The sequence below is a fragment of the Frankia sp. R82 genome (assembly GCF_023716925.1).
Classification (GTDB): domain Bacteria; phylum Actinomycetota; class Actinomycetes; order Frankiales; family Frankiaceae; genus Frankia.
Genome location: NZ_JAMQQG010000212.1, coordinates 47,990 through 64,909, shown reverse-complemented (window position 1 = coordinate 64,909; position 16,920 = coordinate 47,990). Strand labels below are relative to the sequence as shown.

Genomic DNA, 16,920 nt, shown 5'->3' with positions numbered 1-16,920 from the left:
CCGCGGAACCGCGCCGCTGAACCGTGGCTGGCCGGGCGGCTGCTGGCGGGTCGTCGGCGGGAAAGGCACGCCGGACCCGGACGACACCGGGACGGGCCGCGGGCCGGCCGGGTCGCCACGGCCGGGCTCGTCGTAACGCCGTGCGCCGTCATGGCGCTGCTGGCCGTCGCGGCGGGCGTCCTCGCCGTACCGGGCGTCCTCGCCGTACTGCGGGCCGTTGCCCGGCCGGGGCCCGGCGCCGCGCGGATCCTCGGCGTACCGGCGCTCGCCGTGGGAACGACGCTCGTCGCGGTGACGAGGTTCCTCGCGGTACTGGGGCTCGCCGCTGTACCGGCGCTCGCCCCGCAGCCGGGCGTCGTCGCCGCCCCGGACGTCGTCGGCAGGCGGGGCGACATTGGCGCCGTACCGGGCATCGTCGCCTGGCCGGGAACCATCGCCGTAGCGGGGGTCCGCACCCCGGCGGGAGTCCTGGGCTGGCCGGTGGTTCTGGGCCCGCTGGTGGTCCTGGGCTGGCCGGTGGTCCTGGGCTGGCCGGTGGTCCTGGGCCCGCTGGTGATCCTGAACCCGCTGGTGGCCGGGGTGCTCCACGGGCGGCGCCATCGGCGGCGGTGGGGCCATGGGCGGTGGCGTCACCGGCACGGGTGCGGTGGGGGTGGGCGGCAGGATGCGGCTCACGGGAGGCCGCGGAGCCGGTAGCTCGTCAGGACGGGTGTCATGCGGGGCAGTGAGGGGGCGGTCGAGCTCACCCGGGTCGGCCTCGGCCTCCTGGCCGGGATCCTCAAGTGAGATGCCTGTGATCGCCACGATCGAGGCGCAGGGCCAGAGGCGGTCACAGCTGAGGCAGAGCTCGAACTCGTTCGGCTGATGCAGGTCGATCAGGGTGATCAGTGAGTTGATATGCTCGATGATCTTTGGGCCCACCAGCACCGGCCCACGCGCGATGACGTCGAGCTCGGAGCGTAGTCGCCCGTGATAGTGCTCGACGTCTGCAAGCCGCGGATCGTCCATCACACGCAGCATGCACCATAGCGGCCGAGAAGGCGCGAACGGTGTAGAACGAAAGAGGGTGTTGTTACGGACGCCTTACTTTCCGCGCCCACAAACTGGCTGAAATCGGTGCCGAGCGTTCCACAATCATCACTGAAAGTGATAATTGTGGGTCTACGGGGACCCCCGCAGGGTGCTGGGCACTGCAGTCGCACGCGTTGTCCGGTCCTGTCGGCGAGCCGGCACGTTGCTGATCAGGAACGCTCCGGTCGGACCTCGTCGGTGCGACGCACCTGGCGCATCAGGCCCTCCTGTAGGCGCGCAAATTCCTCTATATAGGGACTTTCGACCTGCCCGGGGGCACTTCCGGGCTTGTCGCCGGGGGCCGAGCGGTCAAACGACTCGAAGCCCGCGAACTGGCCGGCGCCGTTGGCCAGCGGCATCCGGTCGGACTGGCCGTCGAACGCCGGGTAGTGGGAGTTGGACTGAGGGGCGCCCCGATCGCCCGGGGTGTCGTAGCCCGGCCCGTATGGCGGCATGGGCGGCGTGCCCGGGGCGGCCGGGCGGTCCTGCGCGTTGTCGAACGCCGGGTAGTGCGCGCCGTTCGCCGACGGCGCCCGCTCGGCGGCGCCCGCGTCATAGCCGTACCCACCGGATCCGTTCGCGCTGGACGCGCCCGGTGCGATCGACAGCGGGGAGCCGTGCCGGCCGTCACCGGCCGGGTCCGCCTGCTCGGTGGACAGAAAGCCCTCGGTCGCCGGGTAGATGCGGGCGGAGAGGCTCACCGACATCGGATCGCTGCCGTAGGTGATGACGTCGACCTGGTCCTCCGCACCGATCCCGCCATTACGAGCGAGATCGACAAAGCGGAACAGATCGGCCCAGCGCAGTCCATCGAGATCGACGCTGATGCGCAATGCCATGGTGGTGCCCCATCCCTGAGGTTCGTGACGTGCCGACGGTTCGCAGGCGCCAACGGACAAGCGAGAGGTGTCATGGCACGTCGCCCGTCAGCGCCAGCCCGGGCGGCGATGGGCGGCAGCTTATACCCCGTTGGGAGAGCATTCCCGCTCCGGGATGGTTCAGCACTCTCTGCACCGCGAGAAGTCGCCAGCGGAATCGGCCTTGCGTGACATCCTTGTGGCCTCCGGGCGGCGGGCGGGTAGTGTCCCGAGCTGTGACTGTTGTGTCCGGCGGAGTCAACGGAGTCGACGGGGTGGCTGGGCTGGATGTCCCGGTGGGTGTCACCCAGGCCGGCGGCCTGCCCATCCGGCTGCTGCACGACCGCGTACTGGTGCAGCCGCGGGAGGACGCCGCGGACCGGCGCTCCAAGGCCGGCATCGTGATCCCGGCGACGGCGCAGATGGGTAAGCGGCTGTCCTGGGCCGATGTGGTCGCTGTGGGCACTGCCGTGCGCACGATCCAGATCGGTGACCGGGTGTTGTACGACCCCGAGGAACGCGCCGAGGTCGAGCTCCACTCGACCACCTACATCCTGCTGCGCGAACGGGATGTGCACGCCGTGGCCGCCCAGCGCCTCGACGACGGGCTGACCGGCCTGTATCTCTAGAACCCTCGGGGCACCGCCGAACTTCTGCGCGGGATCCGGACCGTGCAGGGACCACCTGCCGTCACACCCGGGCCCGAATGGTGTACGGTGCCGCATCGGTCGGCATACGAGTGCGCCGCCCGGGCCGTGGTGGCCGGTCGTGAATGTGGTGGGACAGACACCGCGCCGGCTGGTCCCCTGTCTGGCCTGACGCGGTTGCGACCCGTATCCTTCGCTCGGCTTTGGAGATCCGCGTTCCGGCCGGGACCCTTGGGTGTGGTGAGGCGCCGGGAATGTGGACATAGGGCCCGGTACTCACCACGTCCCCGGGTTAACTGCGTACGGTAGTCAGTTGATGTCTTCGGGTGCCGGGTTACGGGGTTTTCTCGTGTCCGGCGGCTCCGGTCCCATCGGTGTGGCCCTCCCCATCGGTGTGGCCAGTGGGCGAGCGACGGGTAAAGAAAGGGAAGGGAACGAGACGCATGGCGCGTGACTTCGACGCTCGGCGAAGCGCGGACGTGGAGGACGACGAGCTTCAGGAGCAGAGCCTGGAGACGCTGAAGGCACAGCGCGCTGGCGCGGCGGCGGATCTCGGGGACGACATGGACGCCCTCGAGTCCGAGCTCGACCTACCGGACGCGGAGGTACGCGACGAGGAGCTCTCCCTGCGGGTCCTGCCGCGTCAGGCGGACGAGTTCACCTGCACCCGGTGCTTTCTGGTGCAGCACCGCAGCCAGTTGGCCGACCCGCGGCGCGTGGTCTGCTCGGACTGCGTGGCCTAGCCGGTCCCAGCCGCGGGGCAGCGACTCGTCCCGCCCCGTCCGGCCTGCCCCGAGGCGCCGGCCGACGTGCCCGGCACCTCGGGGCCGACACGGGTTGCCCCTCCGTCTAAGTAGCTGTACCACTACCCAGGGCGAGATTGCTGTGGGGGGTGGCGTGGAATGTTCGAACAGGTGCCGTTGGTGCACGGCAACTTCGCCGTTCCGGTGGCGCCGTCCGGATTTGTCGATCGGCCGCGGCTGCGGGCCGATCTCGATGCGGCGATGGCCCGTCCGCTCACCGTCCTGCGCGCCCCGGCGGGCTGGGGCAAGACCACGCTGCTGGCCTCCTGGTCGGTCGGACGTTCCGGCCGACCTCCCCTGGTGTGGATCAGCCTTGATCCGCAGACACGATCCGCCGGGGACCGCCCGGTCGCCGCCGAGGGCGGACCAGGTCTGCCGCTGTGGCCCCAGCTGCGGCACGGACTGCGGGTCGCGGGCCTGATGGCGCCGGACGCGCTGCCCGGTGAGGACGCCCCGACCCCGGCGGTCTCGGCCGGCTACCGGTCCCTGGCCAACCTGCTCGCCACCCGGGCGGAGCCGGTCGTCATCGTGCTCGACGATGTCGACCGCGTGCGTCACCCCGCTGATCTCGACGGGCTTGACCTGCTCCTGCGACATGCGGGGGACCGGGTGCGGCTGGTGGTGGCCGGTCGGTCGGTCGCCATGGCCCTGCACCGGTTGCGCGCCGACGGTCGGGTCACCGAATTCGGCCCGCGCGATCTTGCCTTCTCCGAACGAGAGGCCCTCGACCTGCTGCGTTCGCCCTCGCTGAGCGCGTCCGCGGATCTGTCCATGTCGGCCGCGGATCTGGTGCGCGCGACCGAGGGCTGGCCGACCGGGCTGCGCCTGGCGACCGCCGTGATCGACATCCGGTTGCCCCCGAGCGGGTTGGCATCGCCGGAGCCGGAGCCGGAGCCGGACCAGGCGCAGGCCGTGCTGGCCCGGGTACCCGCCATCGCCGACTTCCTCCGGGCGGAGGTGATCGCCGGCCATTCTCCCGAGGTACGTCGCTTCCTGCTGCGCACGAGCCTGCTGGACGAGGTCACCGCCCCGCTTGCGGACGCCGTGGTCGCCGAACGGCCCCTGTCGCCGGGGGCGGGGATCCTTGCCGACCTCGCCGAGCACGACGGTTTCGTGGTCGAACTGACCGCCGGTCAGTGTTATCGCTACCACCGGCTGCTCGCCGCGATGCTGCGCGCCGAGCTGGCCCGGGAGCGCGTCGAGGACGTCGACGAGCTGAACCTGCGGGCGGCGCTGTGGTTCACCGCGCACCGCCGTCCCCTGGACGCGATGCGGCACGCCGTGCGGGCCGGTGACTGGTGGTACGCCGCCTGCCTGCTGCTGGACGGGCCCGGGCAGGCGGACCAGCTGGGCCTGGTGGGGGCGTTGCTGGGCAGGCCCCATGTCCTGGACTCCACGCTGGCCGCCATACCGGCCGCCCCCGCGCACTGCCCGGAGTGGGCACTGGTCGCCGCGGTGGGCCAGCTGCGCCACGGCCAGGTCGACCGGGCGGGTGGGGCGCTGCGGACCGCCCGGGAGGCGATCGCGGTCGCTCCGGCGTCGCGGCGGCGCTGGCTGGGCGTGCAGGCCGACCTGATCGACCTGAGCCGGGCGGAGCTGTGCGGGGCGGCCGAGCAGATGCAGGGCCTGGCCCGCCGGTTGCTGCGACCATCGCCGCTGCAGCCCCCGGTGGACGTCGACGAAACCGTTCAGGCACTGGCCTGGTGCGGGCGGGGACGTGCACAGCTGTGGCTCGGTCGCCCGGATGCCGCGGTCGACGCCCTCGTCGTGGCGCTGGAAGCGGCCCGGGCCGCGGATTCGCCTGCGGTCGCGATGTCCGCCGGTGGTGCGTTGGCGCTGGCTCTGGCGCTGCGCGGACGGCTGCGCCTGGCCGAGTCACACGCCTGCGACGTGCTGGCCCACCGCGGCGGGACGGATCAGCCCGCTGCGGTCGGCAACGTCGCCGGCCCACCCCGGTCGACTGTGCCGACGGGCACGCCGACCACGGGAGCGGGCGCGGTGCCGACCACGGGAGCAGGCATGGCGCCGGCGGGCGTGGTGGAGGCGCATCTGGCGCTCGTGGTGGTCGCGCTCGGTCGGGTCGACCGGGAACGGGCCGCCTGGCATCTGCAGGCAGCCCGGGCGTCCCACGGCAGTGGCCATCCGCCGGGGCTGCGTGATCTGGTCACCATCTGGCAGGCGGGTCTGCTGCAGCGCCTCGGTCATCCTGATGACGTGCGGGCGGCCCGGCGTCTGCTCGGCGGACAGGGCCGCCCGCCCGGCCCGCCGCTGTGCGTGTCGCTGTGGCAGGCCGCCGAGATCGACCTGTTGCTGGCGACCGGCAACGCCCAGGCCGCTCGGGGAGTGCTCGAACGCGCCGGCCAGTCGGGCCGGACCGACCAGGTCCTCGCCCTTGCCCGGGCCCGGGTCGACCTGGGCTGCGCGGATCTGACCGCGGCGGACCAGACGGTGTCGGCGCTGCTGCGCACCGGCGGGGGAGGCGGGCCGACCGTGACGGCCTGCGTTCTCGCCGCGGTTGTCGCGGCCCGTCGGGGCGATCATGCCCGGGCGACCGATCTGCTCGCCCGGGGACTGGCACTCGCCGAGGACGAGGGATTCGCCAGCCCGTTCGTCGATCTCGGCGGTGAGGTGACCGCCCTGCTCAACGCGCATCCGGGCCTGTCCACCGCACATCCGCGGTTTGTCGCCGAGCTGCACGATCTGCTGGCCCGGGAGGCGACCCGCAGGTCGGCGACCAGAGTGTCGTCCCCGCGGGGAGTGCTGCCCGGTCCTGGCACGTCTGGTCCTGGCACGTCTGGTCCTGGCACGCCGGTGACCGCCACGCCTGGTGCCGCGCTGCCCGGCCCCACGTTGCCCAGGGCGTCGGTGCCCACCGGTCTGCCGGCCACTGGGCCTGGTTACCGGTCGTCGGGTCCGGTCGTCCGGTCAACCGGACGACCGGCGCCACGCGCGCCGCATCCGGTGCTCGGGCCGCGTGACCCGTCCGCACCCGGTGGCGCGCCCGATGGCAGGGGGGGTGGCGCGGCCATCCCGGCACCGGGTGCGCAGCGCGACGCCACCATCCGGGTTCCGGCGCCGGCCGGTCCCCGTGGGCCTGGCGATCCCGTGCGTCCCGGCGCCCCGGCGGGGCCGGTCCGGTCGAGCGGGCCGGGCAGCCCGGGAAACTCGGACGGCGTTGGCAGCTCCGGGCCGCCGGCCGCACCGGGAACCTGGGGGCGCGGCGCAGGGCCGGTCGCCGGTCGCCGGTCCGGCTCACCCACGGCCGGCGACCGCCTCAGCGATCGGGAGCTCGCGGTACTCAGCTACCTGCCGACGATGCTGACCACCGCCGAGATCGCCGCCGAACTGTACGTCTCGGTGAACACGGTGAAGACGCACCTGAAGAGCATCTACCGCAAGCTCGACGTCCCGCGCCGTCGGGACGCCGTCCACCGCGCGCGCGAGCTGCACCTGCTGTGAGCCGCGCGGCGGCGCTGCCGCGCGCAGCTCAGCCGGGCTGACGACTGCCCTGCCAGCCGGGGTCGACGGCGCCCGGCTGGGTGGGACGCTCATCGTCGGTGAGCTCGTTACCGGTGAGCTCGTTACCGGTCGGCCCGTCGCCGGTCGGCCCGTCTTCGGCCGTGACCAGTGCACCGTCGTCGATCACGGGGTCGAACAGCTGTCGTTCGAGTTCGCGGTACGCCGGGGTGGCCGAGATCGGCCCATGGCCGTCTGCGAACGGTCCGTGGCCACTGCTGATCGTCCTGTCTGCGGGTGGGCGGACCAACCGGTCGTAGAACGGGGCGGGCGGGGCGTCCTCGCGGGCCGGTGTGCGCAGCACGACCCGCAGCACGCAGATGACGCTGGTGGCGATGCCCGCGACCATCAGAATGAGGCCGAGGACCTGCAGGTCGATGCCCCCGGGGTGCCAGGTGAGGGCATAGCGCAGCGTGGCGCCCACGGCGACCAGGAAGACCGACAGTCCCAATGTCATCGTCGTTCACCCCGTTTACCCCGTTCGTCCCGTCGCGGTGGCGGGATCGCCGCCCAGCGGGAAGAGGGAATCGGTGGCGCGTGGCCGCCCAGGTCGATCCGCATCCGTGCGGGCCGCGGCGTCAGCCCGGAACCCCGCCGAATACCGGAGGAGGGGATCCGCTTTCCTGCCTGGTGCATCTCGCTTGTTCCCTGCGTGACGACGTCCCATGCGGCCTTACGTTGAGCGAGAGAACTATCACCCGAAGTGAGGGATGGGCCCGGATGGGCGAGATCCAGCCCCGACCGGGCCGCCCGGAGAGGGGCGGCGGAAAGCCCGAAGCGTCTTACGGCCCGGCCGCAAAAGGCCATCGAGCGGCCACGGAAGGCGGCTGCACCTAGGTGAAGGTAGCCCAACAGGGGTAGGCGTGGGAGAGGCGAGCATCACGCAAACGAGTGGTCTGCAGGGCCGGCGACGTAACGCAGACAAGAGATGGCCGGTTGGGGGCGTGTTTCTCCCACCTGAGTGGTGGGTTTGTCCGGATAGCGACCGAGGGGCGTGGGTCAGTGCTGGCGTAGCAAGGTAGGCGGGCCCTACGCTTGCCGAACATGTCCGCCTTCACCGGAATGTCATCCGGTGACACAGCTACCACCACCGGGCTCTGCCCGGTGCACCCGCCACCACCACCGGGCTCTGCCCGGTGCACATCTGCGTATGACCCCCGGAGGCACGCGTGAACGACCGAGCCCCTCGCCCGGCTGATGATATCGGCGAGGACCTACCCCATCGGCCGCGAATCGGCGTGACCGTGGACACATCAACGGATATCGGTGTTGTGGGACGGATGGCAAGGCACGCCCCGGTGAGTTCGCAAACGTCGCCGACCGCACCCCATCGCGCCACGGCTCCGCGGCATCCTGCACCGGCCACGGGTACAGGCGGCGCCGCCGCGAGACCACTGTCTCACACCCGGGCCGCGGCGCCACTGTCAGGGGCTCCTTTGGGCCGGGGCGACGCTTCGCTGGCCGGTGCGCGGACCGCGCCCGGCGCCCCGGTACGCCCCGGCGCGACGGCGGCCCGGGCGGGCGCCCCGATGCCGCGCGACCTCGCACTCGGCGCCGCGGAACTGCGCGGCATCCTGCGGGTGGTCGAGGACTGTGAGCGGGCCTCGTCGCTGGCGTCCTTCCGCGAGCTTGCGCTCGACGGCATGGCCCGCCACCTCGGGTACCGGCACTCGGCCTTCTTTCTCGGCTCCTCCATCGAGACGGCGTTCCAGGACGCCCGGCCCACCGGTCGCGGTCTGGCGTTGCGCCTGGCCGGCCCCTACATGGAGCGCTACCGCGAGCTCGAGGCGCTGAGCAACCCGGAGAGCCTGCGCTCGGTCCGGGAGCGCGGCCTGGCCACCCTGGATGATCTCGGTGTGCCGGAGCGGCCCGAGGTGCGCATGCGTCTCGAGCGCTTCCTGCGCGCCCACGGCATTCACGCGAAGCTGCTCGTCCGGCTGTTCGGTCCGTCGAACGTCGGCGCGCTGATCTCGCTGCTCGACTCCCGTCCCGGCGCGTTCGGCCCGCGGGACCGGGCGGTCGGCGCCGTGCTCGGGCGGCATCTGGGCAACCTGCTGCGGTTCTACATCCGCACCGACCCGGGTCCCTCGGTCGCCGGCCGGCTGTCGGCGCGGGAACGCGACGTCGTGCGTCTGGTCGCGGAGGGCCGGTCGAACCGGCAGGTCGCCGAAGCGCTGTGTATCAGCATCGACACGGTCAAGCACCACCTGACCCACGCCCTGGTCGCCACAGGCTGCACGAACCGTACCCAGCTCGCCATCGCCTGGCAGCGGGAGACCAGCGCGTTCGCGCCGCCCAGCCCGCCCCGGCCGTGACAGTTCCCGTCGCGACCGGTTCGATGCACTGACGTCGCGACGGACCGATCCCCGGATACTGCGACGGTCGGACGTTCTGGCCGGCGAGCCGCCCTCCCGTCGGCGCGTCGTCAACCGCACTGCCGTGCGGCGGACATCGCGTTCCGACACTCCGAGGTCGCGGCGTGGCACCGGATGGTGCCCCACCTCGTCATCGCCGGCCGGCTACGCGGCCGTGCCCACCGGGCCCTCATCTGCGGGCTGCCCGGGCCGGGCACCTTTGTGTACCGGGCACCTATATGTACCGGGCATTTCTGTGTACCGGGCATCTCTGCGCGCCGGGCAGCTGTCGGGCCGAGCAGCTGTCGGGCCGAGCAGCTTCCGGCCCGTGCACTGATCGGACTGTTCGTCGATCGGGCCATCCGCACCCAGGGACAGGTGCGCTGGTCCTCGGTCGCGGTGACCCCGCCCCGCGCCCGACTCGTCGCAGGCTCGGACGTCACGCGCTCCGTAACCCGCCCGATCGTGGGTGGCCGGCACCTGGTCTGGCCGCCCACGATCGGGGTCCGAGGTGCGTCCGCAAGCCCGTCGTCGGCCTGGATGCCCGACGGTACGGTGCCTTGGCATGCAACACGGAGCTACCGCTTTTAGGACATTTCGTCCCTTTTTTTGCTCGTCAGTGAATCGCTTCGAGTGGTTGCCGATCCGGCTGTTCGGTGGCGGGTGGGGTCAGAAGGCCCAAAGAGGGGAAATTTTTCCCCGAACGGGTGTGATGCGCATTGCGTCCGGGCATGTCGGCTTGATGGGTGGACCGTTCTGTGCCGTATGGGCGGATGGGCGCGGATCGGTGGCCAAGGTGGGTGTCCTGCCGGCTTGCGATCGATGGCGACCTGTGGCTAGGTTGGCGATGTCCTGGCCGGTCGGGTACCGCCCTCGTCGCCCGGACCGCCCTCGGTCGCTGACCCGCACCGCCGGCATCGTGATCTCGCTTCGGGCCTCTGTGGACGGTGTTTTTCCGCTGATTGGGGACCGACGTTCCCGGGTTTTTTCGCCGGCTGATCGACTGTGGCTGGAAAAGGGAAAGCAGTATTCTCGTGTTCGTTGTGAGAATGGTCTTCGAGCCCGGGTGGAAATGTTCGGTGCGTAGGGATCTCTGGATTGTGGTCGGTGTGTCACGAATACCTGACCCGGCCGGTGGGTGACTGTGGTTGTGTCGATACCCGCGGCGCATCCCGAAGTCCGGCCGGCAACGGTGGCCGGTGACATCGCGGGCGATGTCGGGCCACGGTGGGCTACGTCGTCGGGCGGGTGCAGACCAGGTCGTCTCATGCCTGGCGGTTGCACCACCGACTCCGTTCGGCGACCGTCACCCGCCACCATGCGGGTGCCGGGCCGAGGCGGACTAGTATCCGCGCACGTCGGTGATGTCGCGACGGCTAAGCGCTCGGGGCCACGCCATGTCCGTCGCGTCAGTTCTACGAGAGTTGCTGGGGGTCAGTGCGTTTTTCGCGTACTCAGTACAGATACAGCTTCCCCGGGACGACTGTCGCCCAACGGCTCCGGCCAGGAGGTCATCGACGATCTGGGCGATCTCGTCCTTCGAAACGTGTCCATCGCGTTGGCGAGGTAGGTGCTTTCATTGTCCTGGATCTGGTTGCGCTGGATCCGGGTCATGTGCCAGTAGGGCGAGTCGGGGCGCACGGGTGCCGCGGCGGTCACCGAACCGCGCGGTCGTAGCGCGCTCCCCGAATCGGACCAGTACGCACCCTCTTCGCTGTGCCCCAGGTCACGACCCGCCAGGAGGACCTGCCGATGACCATCGCCGTCCCGCTTTCCCCCGTGCCCCCGACCGGTCGCGACCGCCATGATCCGCTGGCCGCCGCCGACCTGGTAGTCGTGATCACCCCGTTTGCCCAGCCTGCGCCGGCCCTCGTCGCCGCCGTGGCGCGGGCAGGCGGGTGCGGCGTGCTTGACCTGGGGCGATCGGTGGCAGCGGCACGCCGGGCGCTACGGGACGCGGCCCGTTGGACGCCCGGCACGTTCGGTGTCCGGGTCGCCTCCGGCTGTCCGCTGCAACCACAGGACCTGCCGGCCGCGGTGGACCTCGTCGTGCTCGCGACCGAACTCCCGGTGCCGGGCTGGTCGGTGTCCGAGGTGACGTCGTCCGGCCGTCGGGTGTGGGTCGAGGTCACCTCGGTCGCCGCGGCCCGCACGGCCATCGAGGCCGGCGCCGCGGGTCTGCTCGCCCGGGGCAACGAGTCCGGCGGCGCGGTCGGCGAGCTGACCACGTTCACGCTGCTGCAACACCTGCTCGCCGATGATGGTCCGAGTGCCGCGGCCGGCCGGGACGTTCCGGTGTTCGCCGCCGGTGGGATCGGCCTGGCCACCGCTGCCGCGGCGATCGCCGGCGGGGCGGCCGGGGTCGTGCTCGACACCCAGCTCGCCCTCGTCCAGGAGATGGAGCTGCCCGAGCGGGTGGCGGCCGCGATCCGCGCGATGGATGGCAGTGAGACCGTCCTGCACGGCGGTCACCGGCTCTACACCCGCCCCGATCTGCCCATCGCCGGTCTCGCCGCCAGCGGCGGGCCGACCGCCGACCTGCGCGACACCGGCGGCGAGGTTGCCTCGGACGGTGCCCTGCCGGTCCAGACGGTCCGCGAGGCGGCGCGGTCGGTGGGGTCGGTGGGGTCGGACGGACCGGCGGTCACCAGCGCTCAGGCGGTCGCGAACGCCGCGGCCGATGCGGTCGCCGCGGCGCGGGCGGTTTCGGCCCGGCTCGGCGCTCGGGATCTGACCGAGCAGTTTCTGCCCATCGGCCAGGACGGCGCCTTCGCCGCCGGGTTCGCCGATCGGTTCCGCAGCGCCGGGTCGGTGGTGCGCGCGGTCCGCCAGGCGATCCGCGACGGTCTCGCCGCCGCCGTACACGTGCGCCCCCTCGACGCGGGCTCGCCGTTCGCCGCCGGCCGTGGCCTGCGCTACCCGATCGTCCAGGGTCCGATGACCCGGGTCAGTGACCGCGCCGAGTTCGCCCGTGCCGTGGCCGACGGCGGCGGCCTGCCGTTCCTGGCGCTGGCCCTGATGGGTGGGCCGGCCACCCGCGAGCTGCTGGCCCGCACCGCTGACCAGCTCGGTGACGCCCCGTGGGGGGTGGGCATCCTCGGGTTCGCCCCGGCCGAACTGCGCGCTGCCCAGCTCGAGGCGGTGCGTGAGATCCGTCCGCCGTGCGCGATCATCGCCGGTGGGCGTCCGTCCCAGGCCGCCCCGCTGGAGGCCGCAGGCATCGACACGTTCCTGCACGTGCCCTCGCCCGGTCTGCTCGGTCGTTTTCTCGCCGACGGCGCCCGCAAGTTCGTCTTCGAGGGCCGCGAGTGCGGCGGGCACGTCGGCCCACGGGCGAGCTTCCCGCTGTGGGAGGCGCAGATCGCGGGTCTGCTCGCCTATGGCGAGTCCGCGGCGGCCGGCCCCGACTTCTTCGGCGAGCTGCATCTGCTGTTCGCCGGCGGGGTGCATGACGCCCGGTCCGCGGCGATGGTCGCGGCCGCCGCCGGCCCGCTGGCCGCCCGGGGTGCCCGCATCGGTGTGCTGATGGGCACCGCGTACCTGTTCACCGACGAGGCCGTCGTCTCGGGTGCGATCATGGCGGGCTTCCAGCAGGCCGCGATCGACTGCGAACGCACCGTCCTGTTGGAGACCTCGCCCGGGCATGCCACCCGGTGCGTCGAGTCCGACTTCGTGCACACCTTCCTGGACCGCCGCCGGGAGCTGCTGGCCGCCGGCGCTCCCCGCCAGCAGATGTGGCAGGAGCTGGAGTCGCTGAACCTCGGCCGGCTCCGGGTGGCCAGCAAGGGCCTGCGCCGCGACGGCGACACGGTCGTCACCGTCGACCCCGAGACACAGGTCCGGGAGGGAATGTTCATGATCGGTCAGGTCGCGGCGCTGCGCTCGGCCCGCACCACGGTCGCCGACCTGCACGAGGAGGTCACCACCCGGGCGGGCCAGGCCCTGGCCGCCCGCGCCGCCGAGCTGGGTCTGACCGCCGGGCCGGACGCCCACACCGCACCGGCCACGGCCGTCCCGGTCGAGGACGCGCGTGCCGGCCAGCCGCTCGACATCGCCATCGTCGGCATGTCCGCGGTCTTCCCGGACGCGCCCGACCTCGACGCCTACTGGGCGAACATCGTGGCCGGCGTCGACGCCATCCGTGAGGTGCCCACCGACCGCTGGGACCCGCAGGTCTACTACCGTCCCGACGCGGTGACCAAGAACGCCGGACGCCACACGCCGTCGCGGTGGGGCGGCTTCCTGCCGCGCATCCCGTTCGACGCGCTCGCCTACGGCATCCCACCGCGGGCGCTGCGCAGCATCGAGACCAGCCAGCTGCTCGCCCTCGAGGTGTCCGCGCGGGCGCTGCGCAACGCCGGCTATGACACGGCCCAGAAGGCGCATGGCGAGGGCCGGGCGTTCGACCGGTCCCGGGCGTCGGTGGTGTTCGGCACGGAGGCGGGCACCGACCTGTCCGCCGCCTACAGCATGCGCTCGTTGTGGCCGGGACTGCTCGGCGCGCTGCCACCGGAGCTGGAGTCGTTCCTGCCCGAGCTGGACGAGGACTCCTTCCCCGGCATGCTCGCGAACGTCATCGCCGGTCGGGTCGCGAACCGCCTCGACCTCGGCGGGGTGAACTTCACCGTCGACGCGGCCTGCGCGTCGTCGCTGGCCGCCCTCGACGCCGGCTGCAAGGAACTGCTCGCCGGCACCTCCGATCTCGTGCTGTGCGGCGGGGTGGACACCCACGCCGGCGCCCACGACTTCCTGCTGTTCTCCTCGGTGCACGCCCTGTCGCCGAACGGTCGCTGCCGCAGCTTCGACTCCGGCGCCGACGGCACCAGCCTCGGCGAGGGGGCCGCGGTCGTCGTGCTCAAACGACTCGTCGACGCCGAACGCGACGGCGACCGCATCCACGCCGTGATCCGCGCAGTGGCCGGATCGTCGGACGGGCGGGCGCTGGGCCTGACCGCCCCCCGCAAGGACGGCCAGGTCCGCGCGCTGGAACGGGCCTACTCCCGGGCCGGGATCTCCCCGCGCGACGTCGGCCTGCTCGAGGCGCACGCCACCGGCACCGTCGTCGGCGACCGCACCGAACTGGCCACCCTCACGGAGATGTTCACCGACCACGGCGCCGAGGTCGGCTCCTGTGCGGTGGGCTCGGTGAAGTCGCAGATCGGACACACCAAGTGCGCCGCCGGCCTGGCCGGGCTGATCAAGGTGGCGAAGGCGCTCGAGACCGGCGTGCGACCACCGACGCTGCACATCGACACACCCAACGCCTACTGGAAGTCCGAGACCAGCCCGTTCTACTTCGACCAGTCGGCCAAGCCGTGGGTCGCGCCGGCCGCCGACCGGCACGCCGGGGTGTCCGCGTTCGGGTTCGGCGGCACGAACTTCCACGTCGTGCTTTCTGCCTACGACGGCGGTCCGGAACCGGCCCACGGCCTCGATCAGTGGCCCGCGGAACTGTTCGTGATCCGCGGCGCGGACCGGGCCGCCGCCGAGCGGGCCCTGGACCGGCTTGCCACGCTCGTCACCGAGGCGGACGCGGCCGGCCGGCCGCTGCGGCTGCGTGACCTCGCCCGCACCGCCGGGGCCGGCACCGGGACGGTGCAGCTCGCCTTCGTCGTCGACGATCTGAACGCTCTGCCCGCCGCGATCGCGGCCGCCCGAACGTTCACCCCGAACCCGAAGGCCGGCCTGTTCGTCCGCGACGCCGGTGCCGGTGCCGATGCCGATGCCGGTGCGGGCGGTGCCGGTCCGGGTGCGATCGCGATGCTGTTCCCCGGCCAGGGCAGCCAGCGACCCGGGATGCTCGCCGACCTGTTCGTCGCGTTCCCGCGGCTGCGCGAGGTGCTCGATCTCGCCCCCCACTGGGCCGACACGATGTTCCCGCCGGCGGTGTTCACCCGCGCGGCCCGGGACGCCCAGGCCGCGGCGATCACCGACACCCGGGCGGCACAGCCCACCCTGGGCCTTGCCGGCCTGGCCGTGCACGACCTGCTCGCCGGCCTGGGGATTCGGCCCGACCACGTCGGTGGACACTCCTACGGCGAGCTTGTCGCCCTGGTGGCCGCCGGGGCACTCGACCGAGCCGACCTGATCGGGCTCAGCGAGGCCCGGGCCGGCGCGATCCTCGCCGCCGCCGGTGACGATCCCGGCGCGATGGCGGTCGTGTCCGCTCCCATCGAACGGGTCCGGGCTGCCCTCGCCGAACTCGACGAGGGCAGCCCGGCGGCCACCGTGGTGATCGCGAACCACAATGCACCCCGCCAGGTCGCCATCTCCGGCCCGAGCGCGGCGCTGACCCGGGCGACCGAGGCGCTGGCCCAGGCGGGCCTGTCGGCCCGGCGGATCCCGGTGGCCTGTGCCTTCCACAGTCCGGTGGTGGCCGCAGCCGCCGAGACGCTGGCCGCCCGACTCGCCGACACCGTGATCGAGACTCCGCAGCGGACGGTCTGGTCGAACACCACGGCCACGCCGTATCCGAGTGCGCCGGGCGAGATCCGCGCGACGCTCGCCGGTCAGGTCGCCGCGCCGGTGCGGTTCGTCGACCAGATCGAGGCGATGTACGCCGCCGGGGTGCGCACGTTCATCGAGGCCGGTCCCGGCCGGGTGCTGTGCCAGCTGGTCGGGAAGATCCTCGGCGCACGCCCGCACCGGGTGGTCGCCACCGACGTCGCCGGCGAGTCCGGCGTGCGCCGGCTGCTGCTCGCCGTCGCCGAGCTTGCCGCCGCGGGTCTGCCCGTCGATCCGACTCCGCTGTTCGTCGGCCGGGACGCCCGGATGGTCTCCGCCACCGACATCCCGCGCCGACCCGGCTGGACGATCGACGGAGCCTACGTCCGCACCGTCGACGGCACCCAGGTGACCGGTGGCCTGCAGCCGCCGCGCCAGCTCACCCCGGCTGCCCCCCTCACCCCGGCTGGTGCTGTCGTCCCGGCGGCCGGTCATGCCCCGGCCGCCGAGATCTCCCCGGCTGCCGGGATCCCGGCAGCCGCCCAGTCCGCGCCGGACACAGCGCGGGCTGCCGCGGCGCACGTCGTTGCTGTCGCACCCAACGCCAACGGCAACGGTCCGGCGCCCGTCCGGCCCGGGCCGCGACCCCTGTCTGCCCCGGTGGGGTCGGACGCCGCCCCGCCGATCCCTGTGCCCACGGTCGATGTGCCCACGGTCGATGTGCCGACCACCGATATCGCGCCCGAGCTTGGAGGTGATGGTCCGGTGGAGGCCGTCGTCCTGGATTTCCTGCAAACCAGCCGTGAGATGATCGCTGCCCAGCGTGATGTCGTGCTTGGTTACCTGGGCTACGACCCGGCCGGGTACGCCGGCCAGCCGGCCGCGCCGCCGGTCAGGGCCGATGCTCGGAATGCGTCCGCGCAGCTCAGCGGGCACGGTGCCGGGCCCGCGGCCCCCGCGGTTCGCCCCGCCGCGCAGCCTGCCCCGGTTTCCGACGTTCGCGCGAACGTCCCGGCGCAGTCGCGCCCCGGTGTCACGCCGGCTGACCCGATCGGCTATCCGGTGGGCGGCACGTCGGTGTCGGCTCCGGTCGGTGCGCCGGCGCCAGGTGCAGCGTCCAACGGGGTGGCGCCGGCCGGGTCGGTCGCTGGTGGCGCCCCGGCTGGGTTGGATCGGGCTGCGGTGTCCGATGTGGTGGTCGGGGTGATTGCGGAGCAGACCGGTTATC

At 72.6% G+C, this 16,920-nt stretch carries 7 protein-coding genes and 1 pseudogene; 5 read left to right on the top strand and 3 right to left on the bottom strand.

From position 1 onward, the window contains the following. Positions 1-1,008: pseudogene (locus tag ND747_RS17470) on the bottom strand (hypothetical protein); the annotation flags it as partial. A gap of 233 nt (positions 1,009-1,241) precedes the next feature. Then, positions 1,242-1,910: a hypothetical protein gene (locus ND747_RS17465; RefSeq protein WP_251734672.1), complete on the bottom strand. Its 669-nt coding sequence runs from the start codon at positions 1,908-1,910 to the stop codon at positions 1,242-1,244. A gap of 254 nt (positions 1,911-2,164) precedes the next feature. On the opposite strand from ND747_RS17465, the gene ND747_RS17460 reads away from it, so the two are divergent. From ND747_RS17460 to ND747_RS17450, 3 genes are all read left to right on the top strand, one after another. Further along, positions 2,165-2,557 (top strand): co-chaperone GroES, encoded by a 393-nt coding sequence (locus ND747_RS17460; RefSeq protein ID WP_251734671.1) that lies wholly within the window; start codon positions 2,165-2,167, stop codon positions 2,555-2,557. Between the two features lie 461 nt (positions 2,558-3,018). Then, positions 3,019-3,318 carry a DUF4193 family protein gene (locus ND747_RS17455; protein ID WP_251734670.1) on the top strand — a complete coding sequence of 100 codons (300 nt, stop codon included), beginning with the start codon at positions 3,019-3,021 and terminating at the stop codon, positions 3,316-3,318. Between the two features lie 159 nt (positions 3,319-3,477). After that, on the top strand, positions 3,478-6,837 hold the full coding sequence (locus ND747_RS17450) for a LuxR C-terminal-related transcriptional regulator (RefSeq protein WP_251734669.1): 3,360 nt from the start codon (positions 3,478-3,480) through the stop codon (positions 6,835-6,837). Between the two features lie 28 nt (positions 6,838-6,865). On the opposite strand, the gene ND747_RS17445 is transcribed toward ND747_RS17450, so the two are convergent. Continuing rightward, the gene (locus ND747_RS17445; protein WP_251734668.1) at positions 6,866-7,351 is read right to left on the bottom strand and encodes a hypothetical protein; all 486 of its coding nucleotides are present in this window, start codon (positions 7,349-7,351) and stop codon (positions 6,866-6,868) included. Positions 7,352-8,330: 979 nt separating this feature from the next. On the opposite strand from ND747_RS17445, the gene ND747_RS17440 reads away from it, so the two are divergent. Both ND747_RS17440 and ND747_RS17435 read left to right on the top strand, forming a co-directional pair. Then, a complete protein-coding gene (locus ND747_RS17440; RefSeq protein WP_251734667.1) occupies positions 8,331-9,209 on the top strand; it encodes a LuxR C-terminal-related transcriptional regulator in 879 nt (292 codons plus the stop codon). A gap of 1,791 nt (positions 9,210-11,000) precedes the next feature. Next, on the top strand, positions 11,001-16,920 hold a 5,920-nt coding region (locus ND747_RS17435), incomplete at its 3' end, for a type I polyketide synthase (RefSeq protein ID WP_251734666.1).